General features: G+C 71.6%; 19 protein-coding genes. 13 read left to right on the top strand and 6 right to left on the bottom strand.

Features of this window, described 5'->3' with window-relative positions:
* Positions 1-87: 87 nt before the first annotated feature.
* Both BK819_RS11300 and BK819_RS11295 read left to right on the top strand, forming a co-directional pair.
* Positions 88-1,053 carry a serine hydrolase gene (locus BK819_RS11300; RefSeq protein ID WP_025104889.1) on the top strand — a complete coding sequence of 322 codons (966 nt, stop codon included), beginning with the start codon at positions 88-90 and terminating at the stop codon, positions 1,051-1,053.
* Positions 1,054-1,317: 264 nt separating this feature from the next.
* Positions 1,318-1,716 (top strand): hypothetical protein, encoded by a 399-nt coding sequence (locus BK819_RS11295; protein ID WP_071329232.1) that lies wholly within the window; start codon positions 1,318-1,320, stop codon positions 1,714-1,716.
* A gap of 138 nt (positions 1,717-1,854) precedes the next feature.
* On the opposite strand, the gene BK819_RS11290 is transcribed toward BK819_RS11295, so the two are convergent.
* Positions 1,855-3,297 carry an MFS transporter gene (locus BK819_RS11290; protein ID WP_083391758.1) on the bottom strand — a complete coding sequence of 481 codons (1,443 nt, stop codon included), beginning with the start codon at positions 3,295-3,297 and terminating at the stop codon, positions 1,855-1,857.
* 56 nt (positions 3,298-3,353) lie between these two features.
* On the opposite strand from BK819_RS11290, the gene BK819_RS11285 reads away from it, so the two are divergent.
* The gene (locus BK819_RS11285) at positions 3,354-3,974 is read left to right on the top strand and encodes a hypothetical protein (protein WP_071329231.1); all 621 of its coding nucleotides are present in this window, start codon (positions 3,354-3,356) and stop codon (positions 3,972-3,974) included.
* Between the two features lie 48 nt (positions 3,975-4,022).
* Positions 4,023-4,712, top strand: a complete 690-nt coding sequence (locus tag BK819_RS11280; protein WP_071329230.1) for a GNAT family N-acetyltransferase — start codon at positions 4,023-4,025, stop codon at positions 4,710-4,712.
* Between the two features lie 12 nt (positions 4,713-4,724).
* Here the strand turns inward: BK819_RS11280 and BK819_RS11275 are convergent, their stop codons facing one another.
* Entirely contained in the window at positions 4,725-6,194 is a 1,470-nt protein-coding gene (locus tag BK819_RS11275) for a peptide MFS transporter (protein ID WP_071329229.1), read from the bottom strand.
* A gap of 116 nt (positions 6,195-6,310) precedes the next feature.
* Between BK819_RS11275 and BK819_RS11270 the strand changes: the two genes are divergently transcribed.
* The 3 genes from BK819_RS11270 to BK819_RS11260 all read left to right on the top strand — a co-directional run bounded on the left by BK819_RS11270 (position 6,311) and on the right by BK819_RS11260 (position 10,381).
* A complete protein-coding gene (locus BK819_RS11270) occupies positions 6,311-7,696 on the top strand; it encodes a glycine--tRNA ligase (protein WP_071329228.1) in 1,386 nt (461 codons plus the stop codon).
* Between the two features lies 1 nt (position 7,697).
* Positions 7,698-8,423: a hypothetical protein gene (locus BK819_RS11265; protein WP_071329227.1), complete on the top strand. Its 726-nt coding sequence runs from the start codon at positions 7,698-7,700 to the stop codon at positions 8,421-8,423.
* Between the two features lie 278 nt (positions 8,424-8,701).
* On the top strand, positions 8,702-10,381 hold the full coding sequence (locus BK819_RS11260; RefSeq protein WP_071329226.1) for an ABC-F family ATP-binding cassette domain-containing protein: 1,680 nt from the start codon (positions 8,702-8,704) through the stop codon (positions 10,379-10,381).
* Positions 10,382-10,458: 77 nt separating this feature from the next.
* Here the strand turns inward: BK819_RS11260 and BK819_RS11255 are convergent, their stop codons facing one another.
* Genes BK819_RS11255 through BK819_RS11245 form a run of 3 tightly spaced genes read right to left on the bottom strand, consistent with a single transcriptional unit; the run spans position 10,459 to position 12,816 of the window.
* Positions 10,459-10,884: a DUF1801 domain-containing protein gene (locus BK819_RS11255; RefSeq protein WP_071329225.1), complete on the bottom strand. Its 426-nt coding sequence runs from the start codon at positions 10,882-10,884 to the stop codon at positions 10,459-10,461.
* Complete coding sequence (locus BK819_RS11250; RefSeq protein WP_071329224.1) at positions 10,884-11,474, bottom strand: HhH-GPD-type base excision DNA repair protein; 591 nt, start codon at positions 11,472-11,474, stop codon at positions 10,884-10,886. The genes BK819_RS11255 and BK819_RS11250 overlap by 1 nt, the downstream gene beginning before the upstream one ends.
* A gap of 25 nt (positions 11,475-11,499) precedes the next feature.
* Positions 11,500-12,816: a glutamyl-tRNA reductase gene (locus BK819_RS11245; RefSeq protein WP_071329413.1), complete on the bottom strand. Its 1,317-nt coding sequence runs from the start codon at positions 12,814-12,816 to the stop codon at positions 11,500-11,502.
* A gap of 72 nt (positions 12,817-12,888) precedes the next feature.
* On the opposite strand from BK819_RS11245, the gene hemE reads away from it, so the two are divergent.
* Entirely contained in the window at positions 12,889-13,911 is a 1,023-nt protein-coding gene (gene hemE, locus BK819_RS11240) for a uroporphyrinogen decarboxylase (protein WP_071329223.1), read from the top strand.
* A 51-nt stretch (positions 13,912-13,962) separates the two neighbouring features.
* Here the strand turns inward: hemE and BK819_RS11235 are convergent, their stop codons facing one another.
* Positions 13,963-14,856 carry an NAD(P)H-binding protein gene (locus BK819_RS11235; protein ID WP_071329222.1) on the bottom strand — a complete coding sequence of 298 codons (894 nt, stop codon included), beginning with the start codon at positions 14,854-14,856 and terminating at the stop codon, positions 13,963-13,965.
* Between the two features lie 66 nt (positions 14,857-14,922).
* Between BK819_RS11235 and BK819_RS11230 the strand changes: the two genes are divergently transcribed.
* The 5 genes from BK819_RS11230 to BK819_RS11210 all read left to right on the top strand — a co-directional run bounded on the left by BK819_RS11230 (position 14,923) and on the right by BK819_RS11210 (position 18,074).
* On the top strand, positions 14,923-15,234 hold the full coding sequence (locus tag BK819_RS11230; protein ID WP_071329221.1) for a metalloregulator ArsR/SmtB family transcription factor: 312 nt from the start codon (positions 14,923-14,925) through the stop codon (positions 15,232-15,234).
* Positions 15,235-15,326: 92 nt separating this feature from the next.
* Complete coding sequence (locus BK819_RS11225; RefSeq protein ID WP_071329220.1) at positions 15,327-16,826, top strand: NAD(P)/FAD-dependent oxidoreductase; 1,500 nt, start codon at positions 15,327-15,329, stop codon at positions 16,824-16,826.
* 166 nt (positions 16,827-16,992) lie between these two features.
* A complete protein-coding gene (locus tag BK819_RS11220) occupies positions 16,993-17,406 on the top strand; it encodes a hypothetical protein (RefSeq protein WP_071329219.1) in 414 nt (137 codons plus the stop codon).
* Position 17,407: 1 nt separating this feature from the next.
* Positions 17,408-17,815, top strand: coding sequence for a phage holin family protein (locus BK819_RS11215; RefSeq protein ID WP_071329218.1), 408 nt, complete (start codon positions 17,408-17,410; stop codon positions 17,813-17,815).
* Positions 17,802-18,074 carry a hypothetical protein gene (locus BK819_RS11210; protein WP_071329217.1) on the top strand — a complete coding sequence of 91 codons (273 nt, stop codon included), beginning with the start codon at positions 17,802-17,804 and terminating at the stop codon, positions 18,072-18,074. Before BK819_RS11215 ends, BK819_RS11210 begins: the two co-directional genes overlap by 14 nt.
* Positions 18,075-18,078: the final 4 nt, after the last annotated feature.

Raw genomic sequence — 18,078 nt, 5'->3', positions numbered from 1 at the left:
CGCTCCGGCGGTGGGGTTACGATAGCCCTGCCGCCGGGCGCCCCTTCCCGGATGTGCAGTATCCCTCCCCCTCCTGAAGGACCACGCGTGGGTGCGACCGACCCTGGTGACGCGTTCCGGAACCCCTCGGCTCCCGGAGCGTCCGGGAGCGCGCCCGAGTCGTCCAGCGGTCGCCGTTCGCAGCGGCCGGGAGCCCGTCGGCTGCCCCGCCGCGTGGCCGTCGGCCGGCGGTCGTTCACGTCGACGCTGAAGGCCCTCGAAGGCCTCGCGAACTCCGGGGCGCAAGTGTCGGTGCACGTGGTCGACCTCGACTCCCATGTGCACGTGCTGGCGGGAGACGACCACGTGACCATGCCCGTCGCCGGCCTGGGGGTGGTCCCGCTGCTCATCGAGGTGGCCGCGGCGTTCGAGTCCGGTGCCCTCGACCCTCTCGAGATCGTGGAGCGCACGAGCGTCGAGGCCGTGGAGAGCTCCGGGCTGTGGCGGCACCTGCGGGCCCCGGCGCTGCCGCTGGAAGACCTCGCCGTGCTCGCCGCGACGGCCGGCGACCCGATCGCCGTGAACATCCTGCTGGAGAAGGTGGGGCACGACCGGGTGCGGGAGCGCATCGAGGGGCTGGGGCTGCGTCGCACCGCCCTGCTCGACCGGTTCCGCGACCGCCGTGGTCCGGACGACGCCCCGCAGGTCGCCGTGGGGTCGGCACGCGAGCTGGCCGGACTGTTCTCCGCGCTCGTGAACTCCCAGGTCGTGGATGCCGCCGTCAGCGCGCAGGTCTCGGAGTGGCTCAGCCTCAACCAGGACCTCAGCCTCGTGGCCGCCTCGACCGGACTCGACCCCTTCGCACACGAGCACGACGCGCACGGCCTGCTGTTCGTGAACAAGACCGGGCGAGACCGGGGCGTGCGCGCCGAGGCGGGGGTGCTCGCGGGGCCGAGGGCCGGTGTCGCCTACTCGATGATCGTGTGCTTCGACGACCTGTCGATCAGCCACCGTCTCCGCGCGCACGACGCCTTCCGCGTGCTCGGCGTCGAGCTCATGGAATACACGCACTGACCCCCTGACCCCGCGCGAACGCAGGCATCCGCGCGGCATCAGGCTTCCCGGGTGGCAATGAGCCTGACCTCCCGCGGTCGCCTGACCTCGCGCGTTCCCCCTGTCTCCGTGTCCGCTGGGTCCCGCGCGCGAGCGCAGGCACCCGCGTGGCATCGGGCGCTCAGGGGTGCAGCCAGCCTGATGTCGCGTGCTCGCCTGATGTCGTGCGAGAGCCTGAGGTGGCGTGCTCGCCTGATCGCGCGACGCACGGGCTAGCATCGGGACATGCCCTCTGCCTGGACCCCGCATCGCCGCGACGACGGCGAGCTGCTCGGCTGGATCCATCCGGAGGGCGAGGAGTGGATCGCCGTCGATGTCCTCGGGCGCCGGGTCTCCGGCCCGGGCGAGTGGCTCGACGCGGAGGCCGCGCTGGAGGAGCACGGCATCGCCTGGCTCGCTGATCCGTGGATGCTCGAGGGAGAGGACGACCGCCCGCTGCGGGTGCGCATCCTCGAAGTGACGCCGGACGAAGAGGGCGCGCCGGGGCGCATCGTCGTGAAGGTCGACGACTTCGGGGACATGACCCGACCCGCGACCGCACGGTTCACTCTGCCGTGGCCGCTGCCCGCCCGGCTGCGGCCGCCGCACGCCGACGACCCGGACCCGCGCACGATCTCCCGCTGACCCTCCGCCGCACGTCGCAGATCCGCCGCACGTCGCACGTCTTACGGGAATCCTTGCGACCTCGCGCGAATTTCGACCTCGCGTGAATCCCGGACCCGCGTGAATCCCGGACCCGCGCGGATCCCGGACCGGCGCGAGTCAGCCCGGGAGTGACGGGTGCTGCTCCTCGGCGCGCCGCCGCGGGATCAACAGGGACAGGACCACGGCCACGATGCCGGCGGCGATCGCGAGCCAGAAGCACACCTCGAACGCGGTCCTCGTCGGCACGGCCACCCCGCCGACGTCGACGCTCATCGCCGCGAGCACGCCGCCCATCACGGCCGAGGCCGTCGAGGTGCCCACGGAGCGGAACAGCGCGTTGAGGCCGTTCGACGCCCCGGTCTCGTTCGCGGGCACGGAGCGCATGATGATCATGGGCATCGCGGCGAAGGTGAACCCGATGCCGACGCCGATGAAGATGTTGGCGACGAAGATGTGCCATACCTCGGTCGACCACAGCAGCACGAAGACGTAGGCAAGGACGATCGCGCCGGCCCCGACGGTGAAGAGCGGACGCGGCCCCACGGTGCGCTCCAGCCACCCGGACAGCGGGGAGATCACCATCATGACCAGACCCGCCGGCATGATCACGAGGGAGGCGGCCACCATGTCGAGCCCGAAGCCGGCGCCGCTCACCGCCGGCATCTCCAGCATCTGCGGGAACGTGACGTTCGAGGCGAACAGGGCGAAGCCCATGCCGATGGCGGCGATGTTGGTGAAGAGGACGGCGGGCCGGGCCGCGACCCGGAGGTCGAGCAGCGGATCGTCCGTGCGCAGCTGGTACCAGCCCCACAGCAGCAGCACGGCGACGCCGCCGATCACGCAGACGAGGGTGAGCGGTGCCGTCCAGCCCCACTCGGCGCCGCGGGAGACGAACAGCAGCAGGCCCGTGAGGCCGATCGCGAGTCCGATGGCCCCGAGCACGTCGAGGCGTCCGGGGGAGCGGAGCACGTCCTCCGGCACCACGGCGAGCACCAGGAGCAGCCCGAGGACTCCGAGGGCGGCGGCGAGCCAGAACAGCATGTGCCAGTCGGCGTTCTCGGCGAGCAGCGCGGCGACGGGCATGCCGATCGCCCCGCCGACGCCCATGGTGGCGCTCATCAGGGCCACCGCGGTGCCGAGGCGTTCGGGCGGCAGCACGTCGCGCATGATCGCGATGCCGAGGGGGACGACGCCGGTCACGGCCCCCTGGAGGGCGCGGCCGATGATGACGCCGACGATGGATCCGGAGAGTGCGGCGATGACCGACCCCAGGATGAGGATCGCGAGGAGCACGATGACGACGCGGCGCTTGCCGTACATGTCGCCCAGACGGCCGGAGATCGGGGTCGCGACGGCGGCCACGAGCAGGGTGATCGTGACCACCCAGGTGGTGTCCTCGCGGGAGGAGTTCAGCAGCTGCGGCAGCTCGGCCTGCAGCGGCACGACGAGGGTGAACATGAACGAGGAGCACAGGCCCGCGAACGCCAGCACCGCGATGATCGCCCACCGCGGAGGGGTACGGGAGAGGCGTTTCCTGGCTCTGTCGTCGTTCGCACCCACCGGCTCAGGCTATCGGCGTTCCCGGAGGGGAGGGGCCGATGTGGTTGCATGGCCGGATGACCGACGACACCGCGCCCGCGCAGCACCCCGCCGACACCGCATACCACCGCCGGCTCCCGATCGGCGAGGTGCTCGACGCCTCGGCGCTCGCGGAGGGGCTGCCCTGGGCGTTCGAGAGTGTCGCGATGCGGCCGCTCGAGCCGATGCTCGTGCCGGAGAAGCCCCGCGCCGGCGAGCACGACCCGGCCGCGTGCGGCCACTGCGGTCCGAGCGTGCACACCATCTGGCACGACGACCTCTGGCAGGTGCGTGCCGGGTGGGACGTCGGCGGACTGCCCTTCATCGGCGGGGTCGCGCCGCGCGAGCACTGGCTCCTGGAGAACGCGCCGCACGACGTGCTCGCCGCCCTCGGACCGCTGATGCAGCGCGTGTCGGAGGCGGTGAAGAGCATCCCCGGCGTCGCCCGCTGCCACTTCGGGCGCTGGAACGACGGCTCCGCGCACATGCACATGTGGGCGCTGGGCCGTCCGGCCGGGATGATGCAGGGACGCGGTGCGGTGCTCGCGTTCTGGGACGGGATCCTGCCGCCGCTGCCGGCGGAGATGGCCGAGGACCACCTGCGCATCGTCGCGGAGGCGCTCGCCGCGGGCGGGGGCGAGGCCTTCCCGTACCGGTGAGCCGGAGTCGGTTTCCGCGAACGGGCGGAGGAGGGGCAGACTGGGATCGTGCGAACCATCCGCGATCTCGACACCGTTGAACTCATCCTCGACGCCCAGAGCCTGCTCGACTCCATCCGGGGCCCGCAGCGCGTGGTGGACGCCGGGACCCTCCGTGCCCTGCAGCAGTCGGGCAACTACGTCGTCGGCTTCTTCGACGGCGAGGGCGACGAGGAGCGCATGGTCGGCGCCTCGATCGCCTTCTTCGGCGAACCGGCCCGCCGTGCCATGCACTCGCATATCACGGCTCTGCTGCCCGAGTACCGGGGGCGCGGCTGGGGCCGTGAGCTCAAGGAGCACCAGCGGCAATGGGCGTTCTCCCGCGACGTCGGCCGCATCACCTGGACCTTCGACCCGCTGGTCGCCCGGAACGCGCACTTCTTCCTCACCGTCCTCGGCGCGCGCGCCACGGGCTACTCGGTGAACCGGTACGGCATCTTCGGCGGCGGCGACGCGGGCGACGAGAGCGACCGCCTCGACGTCGAGTGGGCGCTCGCGGACATCGCCAAGCCCCCGGCGGAGGACGCCGTCGTGGAGACGCTGGAGATCCCGGACGACATCGAGGGCCTGCGGGAGTCCGACCCCGCGGCCGCGCACGAGTGGCGGCTGCGGCTGCGCGCGCAGATGGAGGGCCTACTCGGCAGCGGCCTGCTCATCGCGGGCTTCGAGACCGGCCGCGGCTACCTCTTCACCGCGTGATCGCCGGGGCCGTCAGCGCACGCCCCGCATGAGCCGCAGCACCGGCTTCACGCTCAGCAGCAGTCCGATGCCGACGAGGATCGCGATGCCGCCGAGGATCGAGAAGTACGGCACCTCGTTCTCCGGATCGTAGAACTTCACGAGCTCGCCCGAGATGGCGGTGCCGAGGGCGATCGACAGGAAGAACAGCGCGACCATCTGCGTGTGGAAGACGGCGGGGGCGAGCTTCGTCGTCACCGACAGCCCGACGGGCGAGAGCAGCAGCTCGGCGACGGTGAACACGAAGAGGATGCCGACGATCGCGAGCAGCGGCGTCGAATTCGCACCGCCGCCGGAGAACGGCAGGAACAGCAGAAACGCGGAGCCCATGATGATGGCGGCCAGCCCGAACTTGACGGGGGTCGACGGCTGGCGCGTCCCCAGCTTCGTCCAGATCGCCGCGAAGACCCCGGACAGGATGATGATGAACACCGGGTTGATCGACTGCACCCACGACACCGGCATCTCCCACCCGAACAGGTCGCGGTCGAGGCGCTTGTCGGAGTAGATCGTCAGCACCGTGAACTGCTGCTGGTACAGCGACCAGAACGCGACGCTGGTGAGGAACAGCGGCAGGAACCCCCAGACCCGCGAGCGTTCGGTGGCGTCGATGCGGCGGCTGCCGAGGATCACCGCGAAGTAGGCGACGGCGGCGACCACCGTGACCACGATCACGATGGTGGCGAGGTTGTCGGCCTGGATGACCCCGGTCAGCACGAGCACCGCGATCACGACGACTGCGCCGACCGCGATGCCGGCGACCAGCGGGTAGCGCGAGCGGGGGAGCGGGTTCGGCACCTCACGCGCGGAGGCGGGCAGGCCGCGGCGGCCGAACGAGTACTGCACGAGACCCAGGGTCATGCCGAGGGCGGCGAGGCCGAACCCCCAGTGGAAGCCGAGGGTCGACTGCAGCAGTCCGGTGAGGATCGGACCGAGGAAGGCGCCCAGGTTGATGCCGAGGTAGAACAGCGAGAACCCGGCGTCGCGCCGCACGTCGTCCGGACGGTACAGCGTCCCCACGACCGAGGTGGCGTTCGCCTTCAGGCCTCCCGAGCCCAGGGCCACGAGCACCAGGCCGACCCCCACGCCGACGAACCCCGGCAGGAGGGCGAGGGCGAGGTGTCCCGAGACGATGACGATGGCGCTGACGAACAGCACCCGCTCGGAGCCAAACAGCCGATCGGCGAGCCAGGCCCCGAGGATGGTCGACAGGTACACCGAGCCGCCATACGCGCCGACGATCCCGCCCGCCACCGCCTCCGGGAGGCCGAGGCCGCCATCGGCTACCGAGAAGTACAGGTAGATGAGCAGGATGCCCTGCATGCCGTAGAAGCTGAAGCGCTCCCACATCTCCACGCCGAAGATGTGCACGAGCGACCACGGCTGTCCGAAGAAGCGGGTGTCCTCGTCGCGGGAGGCGGGTGGCTGCGCGGTGGTGCTCATGCGTGGGACGGTACTCCTCCCGCGGGTCCCGCGGCCAGGGGTTGCGCTCCGGCCCCGGATAGAATGGGGGTGCCCGTGCTCACGGGCATTCTCCGCATCCGACCATTGGAGCCACCGTGGCCGAACAGTCCCGCCTCGACAAGGTCATCGCCCTCGCCCGCCACCGCGGTTTCGTGTTCCAGGCGGGTGAGATCTACGGCGGTTCCCGGTCGGCCTGGGACTACGGACCCCTCGGCACCGAGCTGAAGGAGAACATCCGGCGGCAGTGGTGGCAGACCTTCGTGCGCGGCCGCGGCGACATGGTCGGTCTCGACTCCAGCATCATCCTGCCGAAGCGCGTGTGGGAGGCCTCGGGTCACGTCGCGACCTTCACCGACCCGCTCGTCGAGTGCCTGCAGTGCCACAAGCGCTTCCGTGCCGACAACCTCATCGAGGACTTCGAGGCGCGCAAGGGTCGCAAGGCCGAGAACGGTCTCGCCGACATCCCCTGCCCGAACTGCGGCACCAAGGGGCAGTACACCGAGCCGAAGGCCTTCTCCGGTCTTGTGAAGACGTACCTCGGCGTCGTCGACGACGAGTCCGGCCTCTACTACCTGCGCCCCGAGACCGCGCAGGGCATCTTCGTGAACTTCTCGAACGTGCTCACCGCGAGCCGCAAGAAGCCGCCGTTCGGCATCGGCCAGGTCGGCAAGGCGTTCCGCAACGAGATCACCCCCGGCAACTTCATCTTCCGCACCCGCGAGTTCGAGCAGATGGAGATCGAGTTCTTCACGCCGCCCGCCGAGGCGCCGCAGTGGTTCGACCACTGGGTCGAGGCATGCTGGAACTGGTTCATCGACCTCGGCATCGACCCGGAGAACATGCGTCAGTTCGACGTGCCGGAGGAGGACCGCGCGCACTACTCGGCCGGCACCATCGACGTCGAGTACCGCTTCGGCTTCGCGGGCAAGGAGTGGGGCGAGCTCATGGGTGTCGCCAACCGCACCGACTACGACCTCTCCAGCCACAGCGAGGCTTCCGGCCAGAGCCTGACCTACTTCGACCAGGCCACGGGCGAGCGCTACACGCCGTATGTGATCGAGCCGTCCTTCGGCCTCACCCGCGCGATGATGGCCTTCCTCGTCGACGCGTACGTCGAGGAGCAGGTGCCCAACGCCAAGGGCGGGACCGACACCCGCACCGTGCTCAAGCTCGACCCGCGCCTGGCTCCGGTCAAGGCGGCGGTGCTCCCGCTGTCGCGCAACGAGAAGCTGTCGCCGCTCGCCCGCGAGGTCGCCGACACGCTCCGCGGCTCGTGGGCCGTGGACTTCGACGACGCCGGTGCGATCGGTCGTCGCTACCGCCGTCAGGACGAGATCGGCACGCCGTTCTGCGTCACGGTCGACTTCGACTCGCTCGACGACCGTGCGGTGACCGTGCGCGACCGCGACACGATGGCGCAGGAGCGCGTCCCGATCGACGAGCTGCACGCCTACCTGGCGGAGCGCCTCCGCGGCGCCTGACGTGACGGCGCCGGGGGGAGCCGGCGCACGGGGAGAGGCCTCGCCCGTGCGTCCGGTCGCGGCTATCGTGCTCGGCGCGCTCGCCGTGTCGTGGATGATCCTCACGGTGCTCGACCTGCGCGAGAACGACGGCGCGGGGCCCATCATCGCGATGTTCGGCATCCCCGCGCTCGCCGCCGCGGTCATCATCCAGATCGTGATGGCGCGGCTGGGGGAGCGCAAGCGCGTGCCGAAGGCCGTGTTCTGGTGGGTGCTCGCGGTGCTGCCGCTCGGGACCCTGGCGGGCTTCGTCGTCGCGATCCTGCGGGACCCGGACTACTTCATCGCGGACGAAGGCCCCTGGATGCTCCTCTGGGTGCCGGTCTTCATCGTCGTGGGGCTGCTGCTCGGCGCCCTCGTCTGGTTCTTCTTCGTGTTCCCGCTCGTGTCGCTCGTGACGGTGATCCGCTTGATCGCGCGCGGGGAGGCCAAGCCTGGCGCCCTCATCATGCCGATCGTGCTGCTGAGCCTGGGCGTGCTGAGCATCGTGGGCGGACTCTCGATCGACACCGACAGCAGCGGCCGCGCGTCGTGGGGATCGATCATCGCCGCGTTCCTCGGCCTCCCGGGGAACTATGAGGTGCTCTGGGAGCCCGGCCTCTGGATCGTCCGCGGCATCGTCCTCGCGATCATCCTCCTCTTCGCCCTCCCCCGCCTCTCCTCCCGCCTCTCCCGCCCCCGCAATTGACGCCGAGACCCCGGGTTTCCGTCGAGACCCCGGGGCGCGGGCGGGGGTACGTCGGGGTCTCGCCGGGAAGGCGGGGTCTGGCGGGCGTTGAGGGACCCTGCTATGGTCGCTCCTCGTGGGTACTCTGATTCGCTAGATCGGGACGCCGCGTCGAGAGCTCTTCTCCGCGGTGGGTCCTGAGCGAACGCGCCCGACTCCGAGCGCGGTCGAGGTTCCTGTTCCCCGCGTCATCGACGCAGATCCCGGTGGTGCGCGTGCGCCGCTGGAGAGGACCCCTCATGTTCCCTGTACTCTCGACCCCTTCCGACTCCTCGGCCCGCGCTCATCGCGAGTGCGCGATCCGAGCTGCGTCCGTCCGGTTCGCCGACCGTCTCGTGCTGGACCGCATCGATCTCGGCGTCGGCCCCGCCGATCGCCTCGCGGTCATCGGCGACAACGGCGCCGGCAAGTCGACCCTGCTCGACCTGCTCGCCGGTGCTCTCCTGCCGACGGCGGGGGAAGTGCGGCTCGACCTCCCCGGCGGGGTCGCGCATGCCCGGCAGCACCCGGTGTTCGCAGACGGGGCGACGGTGGCCGATGCCGTCGACGATCTCCTCGGCGACCTCCGCGAGCTGGAGCGCGAACTCGGCCATGCCTACGACCTCCTCGCCGCTGCGACACCTTCGGAGCGCGAGTCGCAGATGGCTGCCGTGGCCCTGTTGCAGGACCGTTTCGAGTCCCGTGGCGGCTACGAGGTCGACCGTCGCATCGACACCGCCCTCGAACAGGTCGGGCTGGGTGGTCTGGACCGCGGGCGATCCGTGGCCGCGCTGTCAGGCGGAGAGCGGGCGCGGCTCGCTCTCGCGGTCGCCCTCTCTTCCGGAGCCGAGCTCCTGCTCCTCGACGAGCCCACGAACGACCTCGACGACCGGGCGCTGACCTGGCTCGAGGACCGTCTCGCGGCGCATCGGGGAGCGCTGGTGGTCGTGACGCACGACCGTGACTTCCTGGACCGTTTCGCGACGGCCGTCGTGCAGGTGGAGGACGGTCGGATCCGTCGCTACGGCGATGGTTACGCCGGGTTCCTGCGGGCGCGCGAGGCCGAACGCCGGGCTGCAGTCGCGCGCCACGAGGAGTGGAAGGCCGAGCTCTCCCGCGCCGAGTCCCTGCTCGCGGCCAACGCGTTCCGGCTGGAGGCGATCCCGCGGAAGCTCGAGCTCGACGGTTTCGGTCACGGCGCGTTCCGGGCGCGGAGCCGCGACCACGGTGCCGTCGGGCGCATCCGCATGGCGAAGGAGAGGTTGTCGCGGCTGCGGGAGAACCCGTGCCCGGCGCCGCCCGAGCCGCTGCGGTTCGTGGTCGCGGCAGAGGACCGGGCGCCGCTCGACGACCCGCTCCTGACCCTCGATGCCGTGTCCCTCCGCGAGCCGGGACGACGGCTCGACGTGTCGCACTGGACGATCGGGGCCGGTTCGCGGTGGCTCGTGACGGGGCCGAACGGGGCCGGGAAGACGACGCTCCTCCGACTCCTCGTCGGCGAGCTCCGCCCCGCATCCGGGGCGCTCCTCCGCGCCGACGGGCTGCGGATCGCGTTCCTCCGGCAGGAGGTCGACACGCGCCTGCGGGGTACCGCCGTCGCGGTCTTCGCGGCCCGGACCGGGACGCCGCCGGCGGAGGCGCACGACGCTCTCCTGGCTCATGGACTCTTCCGCGGGCCGGAGGCGGACCGCGACGTGCGGACCCTCTCCGTCGGGCAGCGCCGGCGGCTGGATCTCGCGGTCGCCTTGGCGACACCGTTCGATCTGCTGCTGCTCGATGAGCCGACGAACCATCTCGATCCTGAGCTCGTGGAGCAGCTCGAGCACGCCCTCGTCGACCATCCTGCCGCCGTCGTCACGGTGACGCACGACCGGCGGTGGCGGCGTCACGCGGCGGACGCACGGCGCGTGCAGGTTGACGAGGGGGTGGCCACCACCTGAGGCCCCGCCTTCCCGCCGAGACCCCGGGCTCCCAACGTCCGCCCCCCCGGGGTTTCGGCGGGAACCCGGGGTCTCGGCTACGACGTGACGGTCAGCTGCATACGCGCGTCGCCGCCGGACTCGACCCAGGCGCGCGAACGCTCGAGGATCCCGCGCAGCACGTCGAGGTCGACCTCGTCGAGGTCCTTGAGGTAGAGGCAGCCCACCCCTGTCGTGTGCGGGCCGAGCGCGCCGAGAGCCTCCGCGTGGGCGTCCACCCCGTCGAGGAGGTAGATCGTGGTCGCGGCCTTCCGGGGGGCGAAGCTCAGAATGCCGCTGTCGCCCTCCGTCCCGGTGGGATAGCGGTAGTGGCAGGAGCCGAACCCGATGATCGCCCCCCACGTCTGCGGCTCGCGCCCGGTGATGTCCTGCAGGAGAGCGGTCAGCGTCTCCGCATCACGGCGACGCACGGCCGGGGAGGAGCGGGCGATCAGGCCCGCGACGTCGTCCCCGGTTGGCTGCACTACTTCGCCGCCTTCGCCGCGGCCTTCATCGCCTTCTTGTACTCGCGCACCTTCGTCAGCGACTCCGGCGACACGATGTCGGCGACGCTCCGGTACGAGCCGTCCTCGCCGTAGGGCGCCGAGGCCTCGCGCCACCCTTCGCCGGTGAATCCATACTGCTTGCCGAGGAGGGCGAGGAAGATCTTCGCCTTCTGCTCGCCGAAGCCGGGAAGGTCCTTGAGCCGTCTGAGCACCTCGGCGCCGCTCGGCTGGGTCCCTGAGCCTGCCGAAGGGCGCGTCCAGAGGGCGGCGGCGTCCCCGTCCCAGTCGTCGACGAGCGCCTGGCACAGCGTCTGCACCCGCGTCGCCATGGAGCCGGGGAACCGGTGCACCGCGGGGGTCTGGCGGAAGGCCTCCAGGAACTCCTCGGGTGCCATGCCCGCGATCGCCGCAGCATCCGCGGCTCCCGTCCGCTGCTCGATCTTGAGCGGTCCGGTGAACGCGGTCTCCATGGGGATCTGCTGGTCCAGCAGCATGCCGATCAGCAGAGCCGTCGGGTTCTCGGTCAGCAGGGCGTCGGCGGCGGTGTCTCCGGTGATGTGAAGGGCCATGCCTCCAGTCTCCCACCCCGCCGGGTCAGGCTGTGGCGGCGTCCTCGACGGCGTCCGCGGCAGGGGCGATCCCGTACAGCGTCGACAGTGCGGCGGCGAACTCGTCCGCGCGACCGGCGGCGGCGAGCTCATGAGCCCGCACGGTCGGCGTGTGCAGCAGCACGCCCGAGAGGTGCCGCAGGGCCTGCTCGACCTTGCCGTCTTCGTCGCCACGGGCACGGGCGCGGTCGATCTCGCGCTCCAGCAGCTCGAAGATGTGCGAGCGGAAGGCCACGACCGACGGGGTCACGCTCTGGCGCGCACCGACCACGTGGAAGGTCTCCGCGGCCTCGCGGACGACGCTCCGGGCGGCGTCCGTCGCCTGCAGCTCCTCCAGCGGAGCGTGCAGGCGGATGGTCTCCAGGTCGAGCAGCGCGACGCCCTCCAGCGCAGCCACGGCCGGGTCGACGTTCCGCGGCATGCCGAGGTCGACCACCAGCCGGCTCGGGACCCCGGTCGTACCGCTGGTCGCGACGACGGGGCAGCCCGCAGCGGCGAGGCCGACCGGCAGCTGCAGATGCTCCGGGCCCAGCACGGGCTCGGTCGCGGTGGTGCAGGTGATCAGCAGCGTGGAGTGCGCTGCCGTGCGGGCATACTCCTCGGCCGGCACCGGGCGGATGTCGTGCTTCGTCGCGAAGATCTCCGCGCGGCCGGAGGGGGAGTAGACGGAGATGTCGACGGCGCCGCGCTCGCGCAGGGTCGCGAGGGTGACCGCCGCGTAGGCGCCCGTGCCGACCAGCAGCACGCGTTCGGCGGACCAATCGGCGATGCGGCTGTCGGCGAGCTCCAGCGCGAGGCGCACGAGCGAGCGCCCGGCGCGGCCGAGGGCGGTGACGTTCTTGACCTTGCGCTGGGCCTGGCTCGCGCGCTGGAACAGCCGCTCGAGCTCCGGAGACGTGGTGCCGTCCTTCCGGGCGGACTTCAGCGCCCGACGGACCTGGCCGGCGATCTCACCCTCACCGGAGACGACGGACTCGAGGCCCGAGGCGACGGAGAACAGGTGCTCGGCGACGCGGCGGCCGGAGTGCACGGCATAGGCGCCGTCCAGATCGGCGGCCGGGATGCCTGTCGCGGACTCGACGGCCTCGATCACGGCTTCCACGCCGATGGCGCCGGCCGCGGTCACCGGCTCGTCCATCTCCACGTACGCCTCGAAGCGGTTGCACGTCGCCAGGACCACGGCACCCTGCACGCACGGCGCCATGCCCACGATGGTGGGAGCGACGTCGTCGGGGGTGCGGCTCAGGCGTTCGAGCAGTTCGAAGGAGGCGGTCTTGTGACTCGCCGTCACACACAGCAGCACCCTTCGATTGTACCCGAGCATCCGAAGCCGGGACTCGGCTGCTCCCTATACACCGGATGGGAGGATGGAGGCATGGCACTCTCCGACGCCCCGCTGCTGCGCGCCCTCACCGGCGACCGCCCCGCCACCGCTCCGGTCTGGTTCATGCGCCAGGCCGGCCGATCCCTGCCCGAGTACCGGGAGCTGCGGGTCGGCACGAGGATGCTCGACGCCTGCCTCACCCCTGACCTCGCCGCCGAGATCACTCTGCAGCCGGTGCGGCGGCACGGCGTGGACGCAGCCGTCTTCTTCAGCGACATCGTCATCCCGCTGCGTCTCGCCGGCGTGGAGGTCGAGATCGAGCCCGGTCGCGGCCCTGTCTTCGCGAACCCGGTGCGGACGGTCGCGGACGTCGACCGCATCACGGCCATCGACCCGGAGAGCCTGGACGGCAGCGCCATCGCGGAGGCCGTCGGCATCGTCGTCGCGGAGCTCGGCGACACCCCGGTCATCGGCTTCGCGGGAGCGCCCTTCACCCTCGCCGCGTACCTCGTCGAGGGCGGTCCGTCGAAGGAGCACCTGCGCGCCCGCGGCATGATGCACGCGGAGCCCGAGGCCTGGCACCGTCTCGCGGGCTGGCTGGCGCAGATCTCGCGGCGGTTCCTGGAGACGCAGCGCGATGCCGGCGCCGCGGTCGTGCAGCTCTTCGACAGCTGGGCGGGCTCCCTCAGCCCCGCCGACTACCGCACCTTCGTGGCGCCGCACTCCCGCACGGCTCTGGACGGCATCGGCGTCCCGACGATCCACTTCGGCGTCGGCACCGGCCCCTTCCTCGGCGACATGCGCCTCGACGGCATCGCGGACGGCGTGGGGGTCGACTGGCGGCTGCCCCTCGATGAGGCCGCCGCGATCCTCGGCCCCGACGTCTCGGTGCAGGGGAACATCGACCCCGCATTCCTCGGCGCGCCGTGGCCGGTGCTCGAAGCGCATGTGCGCGACGTGCTCGAGCGCGGTCGCGCGGCCCGCGGGCACATCCTCAACCTCGGCCACGGCGTGCCACCGGAGACCGACCCCGATCAGCTCACGCGCATCGTCGAGCTCGTGCGCGCCGGCTGACCGTCGTTCGAATCGCCTGCTTTGCTGCATCTGCGGCCCAGATGCAGCCATTCACGCGATTCGAAGCGCCCGCGCCAGCCGCAGGTCAGACAGACCGAAGCGCCCGGTGGGCAGTGCCGCGCGGATGCTGTCGTCGTCGAACGGCCGCGAGGGGCGGATGCCCTCCGGTGGCTCCGGTGCCCACGGTGCCGGCTCGCTGACGCCCTCCGCCAGCATCCGCGCCTGTGCTTTCGCGACCAGGGGAACCACCATGGTCCACTCCGTGAGCTGCGCGAGCACCCGCACGACCCAGGTCGGCACCGGGAGGAAGGCGGGACGGCGTCCGGCGACGCGGGCGATCCGGCGGATGGCCTCCCCGAGCGTCACCTCGTCCGCGCCCATCACTGCGACCGTCGGTTCCGGGATCCGCCCCTCGAGCGCGGCCACCAGCACGTCCGCGGCATCCTCCACCGGGACAGGGCGGGCGGTGCGTTCGCGATACCCGACCGTCCAGAAGAAGGGGAGGGTGCGGACGGCGCGGGTCACGTGATCGACCATGTGATCGCCGGGGCCGTAGATCATCCCGGATTTCAGGATCGTGTGCGGCAGCCCGGATCCGCGGACGATCTCTTCGGCCTCCCACTTCGACTCGTGGTAGCCGGAGCCGCAGTCGGGACGGGCACGGAGGAAGCTCACCATGACGAGGCGTCGGACACCGGCGCGGCGGGCGGCTTCGACGACGGCGGCCGTCCCCTCCACGTGCACGCGGCGGAAGGTCTGGTCGCCGATCTCCCGGTTGATCCCGGCGCAGTGGGCCACGGCGTCGCATCCGGCGAAGGCCGCGGTCAGCGCATCGACGTCCGTGATGTCCGTGCCGGAGCGTCGGGAGATCACCACGGGCTCCTCCAGGCGGTCGGCGAGGGCGCGGCCGACGAATCCACTGCCTCCGGTGATGGCGACCTTCATGGTGCTTCCCTTCGCTAATTAGCTATCTGGCGAAACTGTATCTAGCGAAGGTGCTATATTGCAAGCATGGCCGACAGCGCATCCGACATCTTCGCGGCGCTCGCCCACCCCACCCGGAGGCAGATCCTGCAGGACCTCAAGGAGGGGGAGCTCGCAGCCGGGGAGATCGCGTCGCGGTTCTCCGCGAGCGGGCCGACCATCTCCCGGCACCTGAGCGTGCTGCGGCAGGCGGGCCTCGTCTCCGAGCGCCGCGACGCCAACCGCATCCTCTACTCGCTCGTCGGCGAGCGCCTGGCCCTCTCCGTGGGCGACTTCCTCTCCACCGTCTGCCCCGAGCAGATCGTCCTCCGCGAGGTCCGCAAGCGCGGTCGGGCCTGACCTCCGTTCGAATCGCTCACCTGGCTGCATCCGCGGCGATTATCCGGCCAATCGGGCGATTCGAAGCACAGGGGCGGTGAAAGGATGGAGGCATGAGCCCTGAGCGCCCCGCACCCGCCGACCTGGCCGCCCGTGCCGCACGGAAGCACGTCGTCGTGGTGGGTGGCGGCGTCGGCGGACTGGTGGCCGCCCGCGAATGCGCGAAGGTCGGCATGCGGGTGACGCTGCTCGAGGGGTCAGAGGCCCTGGGCGGCGTGATCCGCCGGGTCGCCCTGGACGGGGTCGTCGTCGACGCCGGGGCGGAGAGCTACGCGACGAAGGGCGGGCACGTCCGCGCCCTCGTGGACGACCTCGGCCTCTCCGACCGCGTCGTGACGCCGCAGGCGGGAGGGGCGTGGCTCGCCGGACTCCCCGGCGGCGGCGCGGCTCCGCTTCCTGCCGGGGGCATCCTCGGTATCCCCGGCAACCCGTTCCAGGACGACGTCCGCCGCATCATCGGCTGGTCCGGCGCCTGGCGGGCCTATTTCGACCGGGTGCGCCCGCCGCTCACGATCGGGCATCAGCTCAGCCTCGGTCGCCTCGTCGCCTCGCGCATGGGGGAGAAGGTCCGCGACCATCTCGTCGCCCCCGTCACGACGGGCGTCTACTCGGCATCCCCGGACGACGTGGACATCGATGTCGCCGCCCCCGGACTCAACGCCGCCCTGACGCGCGTCGGCTCCCTCTCCGGGGCCGTGCTGGCCCTCCGCGGTGAGGGCGTGTCGCGCGGCGCGAAGACCCCGGGCGCGGCCGTGGAGGGCCTCGTCGGCGGCATGAGCGTGCTCGTCGACGCCCTGGCGGCCGACCTCGAGGAGCTCGGCGCGACCGTGCGCACCCGCGTCCGTGCCCGTCGCCTCACCACTGATGGCACCACGTGGCGCGTGGTGGTCGAGGAGCCTGCCGCGGAGGAGCAGGTCGAGGGGGAGGAGGCGACCCAGGAGGCGGAACTCGTGGCTGACGCGGTGATCGTCGCGACCTCCGAGCACACGGCGCGGGAACTGCTCGCGGGCGTCGTGCCCGCTCTCGCAGCGGCCGACGCCGCGCCCGCTCCCGAGATCGAGATCATCAGCCTGCTGCTGGATGCGCCCGCGCTGCGCACCCCACCGCGGGGCACCGGCGTGCTCACCGTGCCGCACAGCCACACGGCGAAGGCGCTCACGCACTCCACGGCGAAGTGGTCGTGGGTGCGCGAGGCTGCCGGCGACCGCGAGGTCGTGCGCGTCTCGTTCGGCGCCCAGGGGGAACCGGCGGCCACCGCGGCGCTGGACGACGACGCCGCGATCGACCTCGCCCGACGGGAGGCGTCGGCGCTCCTGGGGGTCCCCCTGACCGCCGATCAAGTCGTGGCGGGTCATCGTGGGCGCTTCGTGCAGGCGCAGCCCGCGTCGATCATCGGCTCGGGGGAGCGGCGTGCCGCAGCGCGTCAGGCCGTGCAGGCCGTGCCAGGACTGGCCGCAGTGGGCGCATGGCTCGCGGGCACCGGGCTCGCGCAGGTCGTCCCGGATGCGGCGGAGGAAGCGGAGCGCCTGCGCCACGCCCTCCTATGGGACTGAGCACGCGTGGCGTTCGAGTGCGGTCGGACGCTCCGTGTCAACCCTCTGATCGATTGATGCCGAAATCGGCATACGGCGTTACGCTGGGTACCTGATCGCGGTGGAGACGCGGGCGATCGGCGTCCCCCCGGGATGGACCACAGCCGGAACAACGTGAGGAGACCCCATGAAGGGGAAGATCGGACTCGTCGTCGGACTCGGCGTCGGCTATGTGCTCGGCACCCGCGCAGGACGCGAGCGCTACGAGCAGATCAAGACGCAGTGGCTGAAGGTCTGGAACACCGACCCGGTGCAGGAGCGCGTGGACAAGGTCAAGGGCTTCGTCGGCGACAAGGCCGCCGCGGTCCCGGGCGCCGTCTGGACCGGCGCCGTGAAGATCGTGAAGTCCGTCACGGGCGACGGCACGCCAGGGCAGAAGCTTGACGCGGTCATCGCCTCCGGCAAGGACGCCGCCGAGGAGATCTCGGACGCAGCGGAGGACGCTGTCGAGGAGGTCAAGGAGCGCGCCGCCGACGCCCAGAAGCCGGCCGTTTCGAAGCCGGCCGCGAAGAAGCCCGCCCCGCGGAAGTCCGACGACTGACATGCCCCGCGGATATCGGGATCGCGCCGACGACAGCCTCCTGACGCTGCTCGGCGACCTGCCGGAGCTCGTCACGAATCTGGTCAAGGCCGAGATCGACGCGGCCAAGGCATGGGTGTCGCGCACGGCGAAGGACGCGGGAGTCGGCTCGGTCTGGTTCCTCGTCGCGCTGTTCTTCCTGTTCTGGGCCGTGCCCGTGATCCTCGTCTTCGCGATCGCGGGACTGTCGTCGTGGTGGCCGGTGTGGCTCTCCGCACTGGCGGTCTTCGGCATCCTCATCGTCGCCGTGCTGCTGTTCGCACTGCTCGGCATCCTGAAGTTCCGCAAGGTGCTCCGCCGCCAGAACCCGGCACAGGCCGTGGCCGAAGACATCCGAATCGTGAAGGAGGCCGGCGATGAGCACCCCTGAGTCGCTGCCGCGCACCGCGGTCCCCGCGGGCATCGTCGACCCCGTCGCCTCTGCGCGCGCCGAGCTGAAGGCGGCCCTCGCCGCCATCGAGGTCAAGGGGAACATCCCGCGCCGCGTCGAGAAGGCGTCGGCGCGGGCCGCCGTGAAGGCGCGCGCGTTCGCGGACCGCAACCCCGCCGCGGCGATCGCCGCCACGGTCGGGGTCGCCGCCGCTGTCGGCGGGATCGTGTGGGCCATCGCCCGCGCCATCGCCCGCTGATCCA

It is taken from the genome of Microbacterium sp. LCT-H2, assembly GCF_001866135.1.
Lineage (GTDB): Bacteria > Actinomycetota > Actinomycetes > Actinomycetales > Microbacteriaceae > Microbacterium.
The sequence above is the reverse complement of the archived record's forward strand: the minus strand, read 5'-3'. Positions and strand labels throughout refer to the sequence as shown.

What these genes read in the sequence shown, in the direction of transcription:
- BK819_RS11250 (WP_071329224.1), bottom strand. Translation starts at nt 11,474, where the DNA reads ATGGCCCTTCACATCACCGGAGACACCGCCGCCGACGCCCTGCTGACC.
- hemE (WP_071329223.1), top strand. Translation starts at nt 12,889, where the DNA reads ATGGCACTCTCCGACGCCCCGCTGCTGCGCGCCCTCACCGGCGACCGC.
- BK819_RS11220 (WP_071329219.1), top strand. Translation starts at nt 16,993, where the DNA reads ATGAAGGGGAAGATCGGACTCGTCGTCGGACTCGGCGTCGGCTATGTG.
- BK819_RS11285 (WP_071329231.1), top strand. Translation starts at nt 3,354, where the DNA reads ATGACCGACGACACCGCGCCCGCGCAGCACCCCGCCGACACCGCATAC.
- BK819_RS11295 (WP_071329232.1), top strand. Translation starts at nt 1,318, where the DNA reads ATGCCCTCTGCCTGGACCCCGCATCGCCGCGACGACGGCGAGCTGCTC.
- BK819_RS11230 (WP_071329221.1), top strand. Translation starts at nt 14,923, where the DNA reads ATGGCCGACAGCGCATCCGACATCTTCGCGGCGCTCGCCCACCCCACC.
- BK819_RS11235 (WP_071329222.1), bottom strand. Translation starts at nt 14,856, where the DNA reads ATGAAGGTCGCCATCACCGGAGGCAGTGGATTCGTCGGCCGCGCCCTC.
- BK819_RS11215 (WP_071329218.1), top strand. Translation starts at nt 17,408, where the DNA reads ATGCCCCGCGGATATCGGGATCGCGCCGACGACAGCCTCCTGACGCTG.
- BK819_RS11275 (WP_071329229.1), bottom strand. Translation starts at nt 6,194, where the DNA reads ATGAGCACCACCGCGCAGCCACCCGCCTCCCGCGACGAGGACACCCGC.
- BK819_RS11225 (WP_071329220.1), top strand. Translation starts at nt 15,327, where the DNA reads ATGAGCCCTGAGCGCCCCGCACCCGCCGACCTGGCCGCCCGTGCCGCA.
- BK819_RS11260 (WP_071329226.1), top strand. Translation starts at nt 8,702, where the DNA reads ATGTTCCCTGTACTCTCGACCCCTTCCGACTCCTCGGCCCGCGCTCAT.
- BK819_RS11210 (WP_071329217.1), top strand. Translation starts at nt 17,802, where the DNA reads ATGAGCACCCCTGAGTCGCTGCCGCGCACCGCGGTCCCCGCGGGCATC.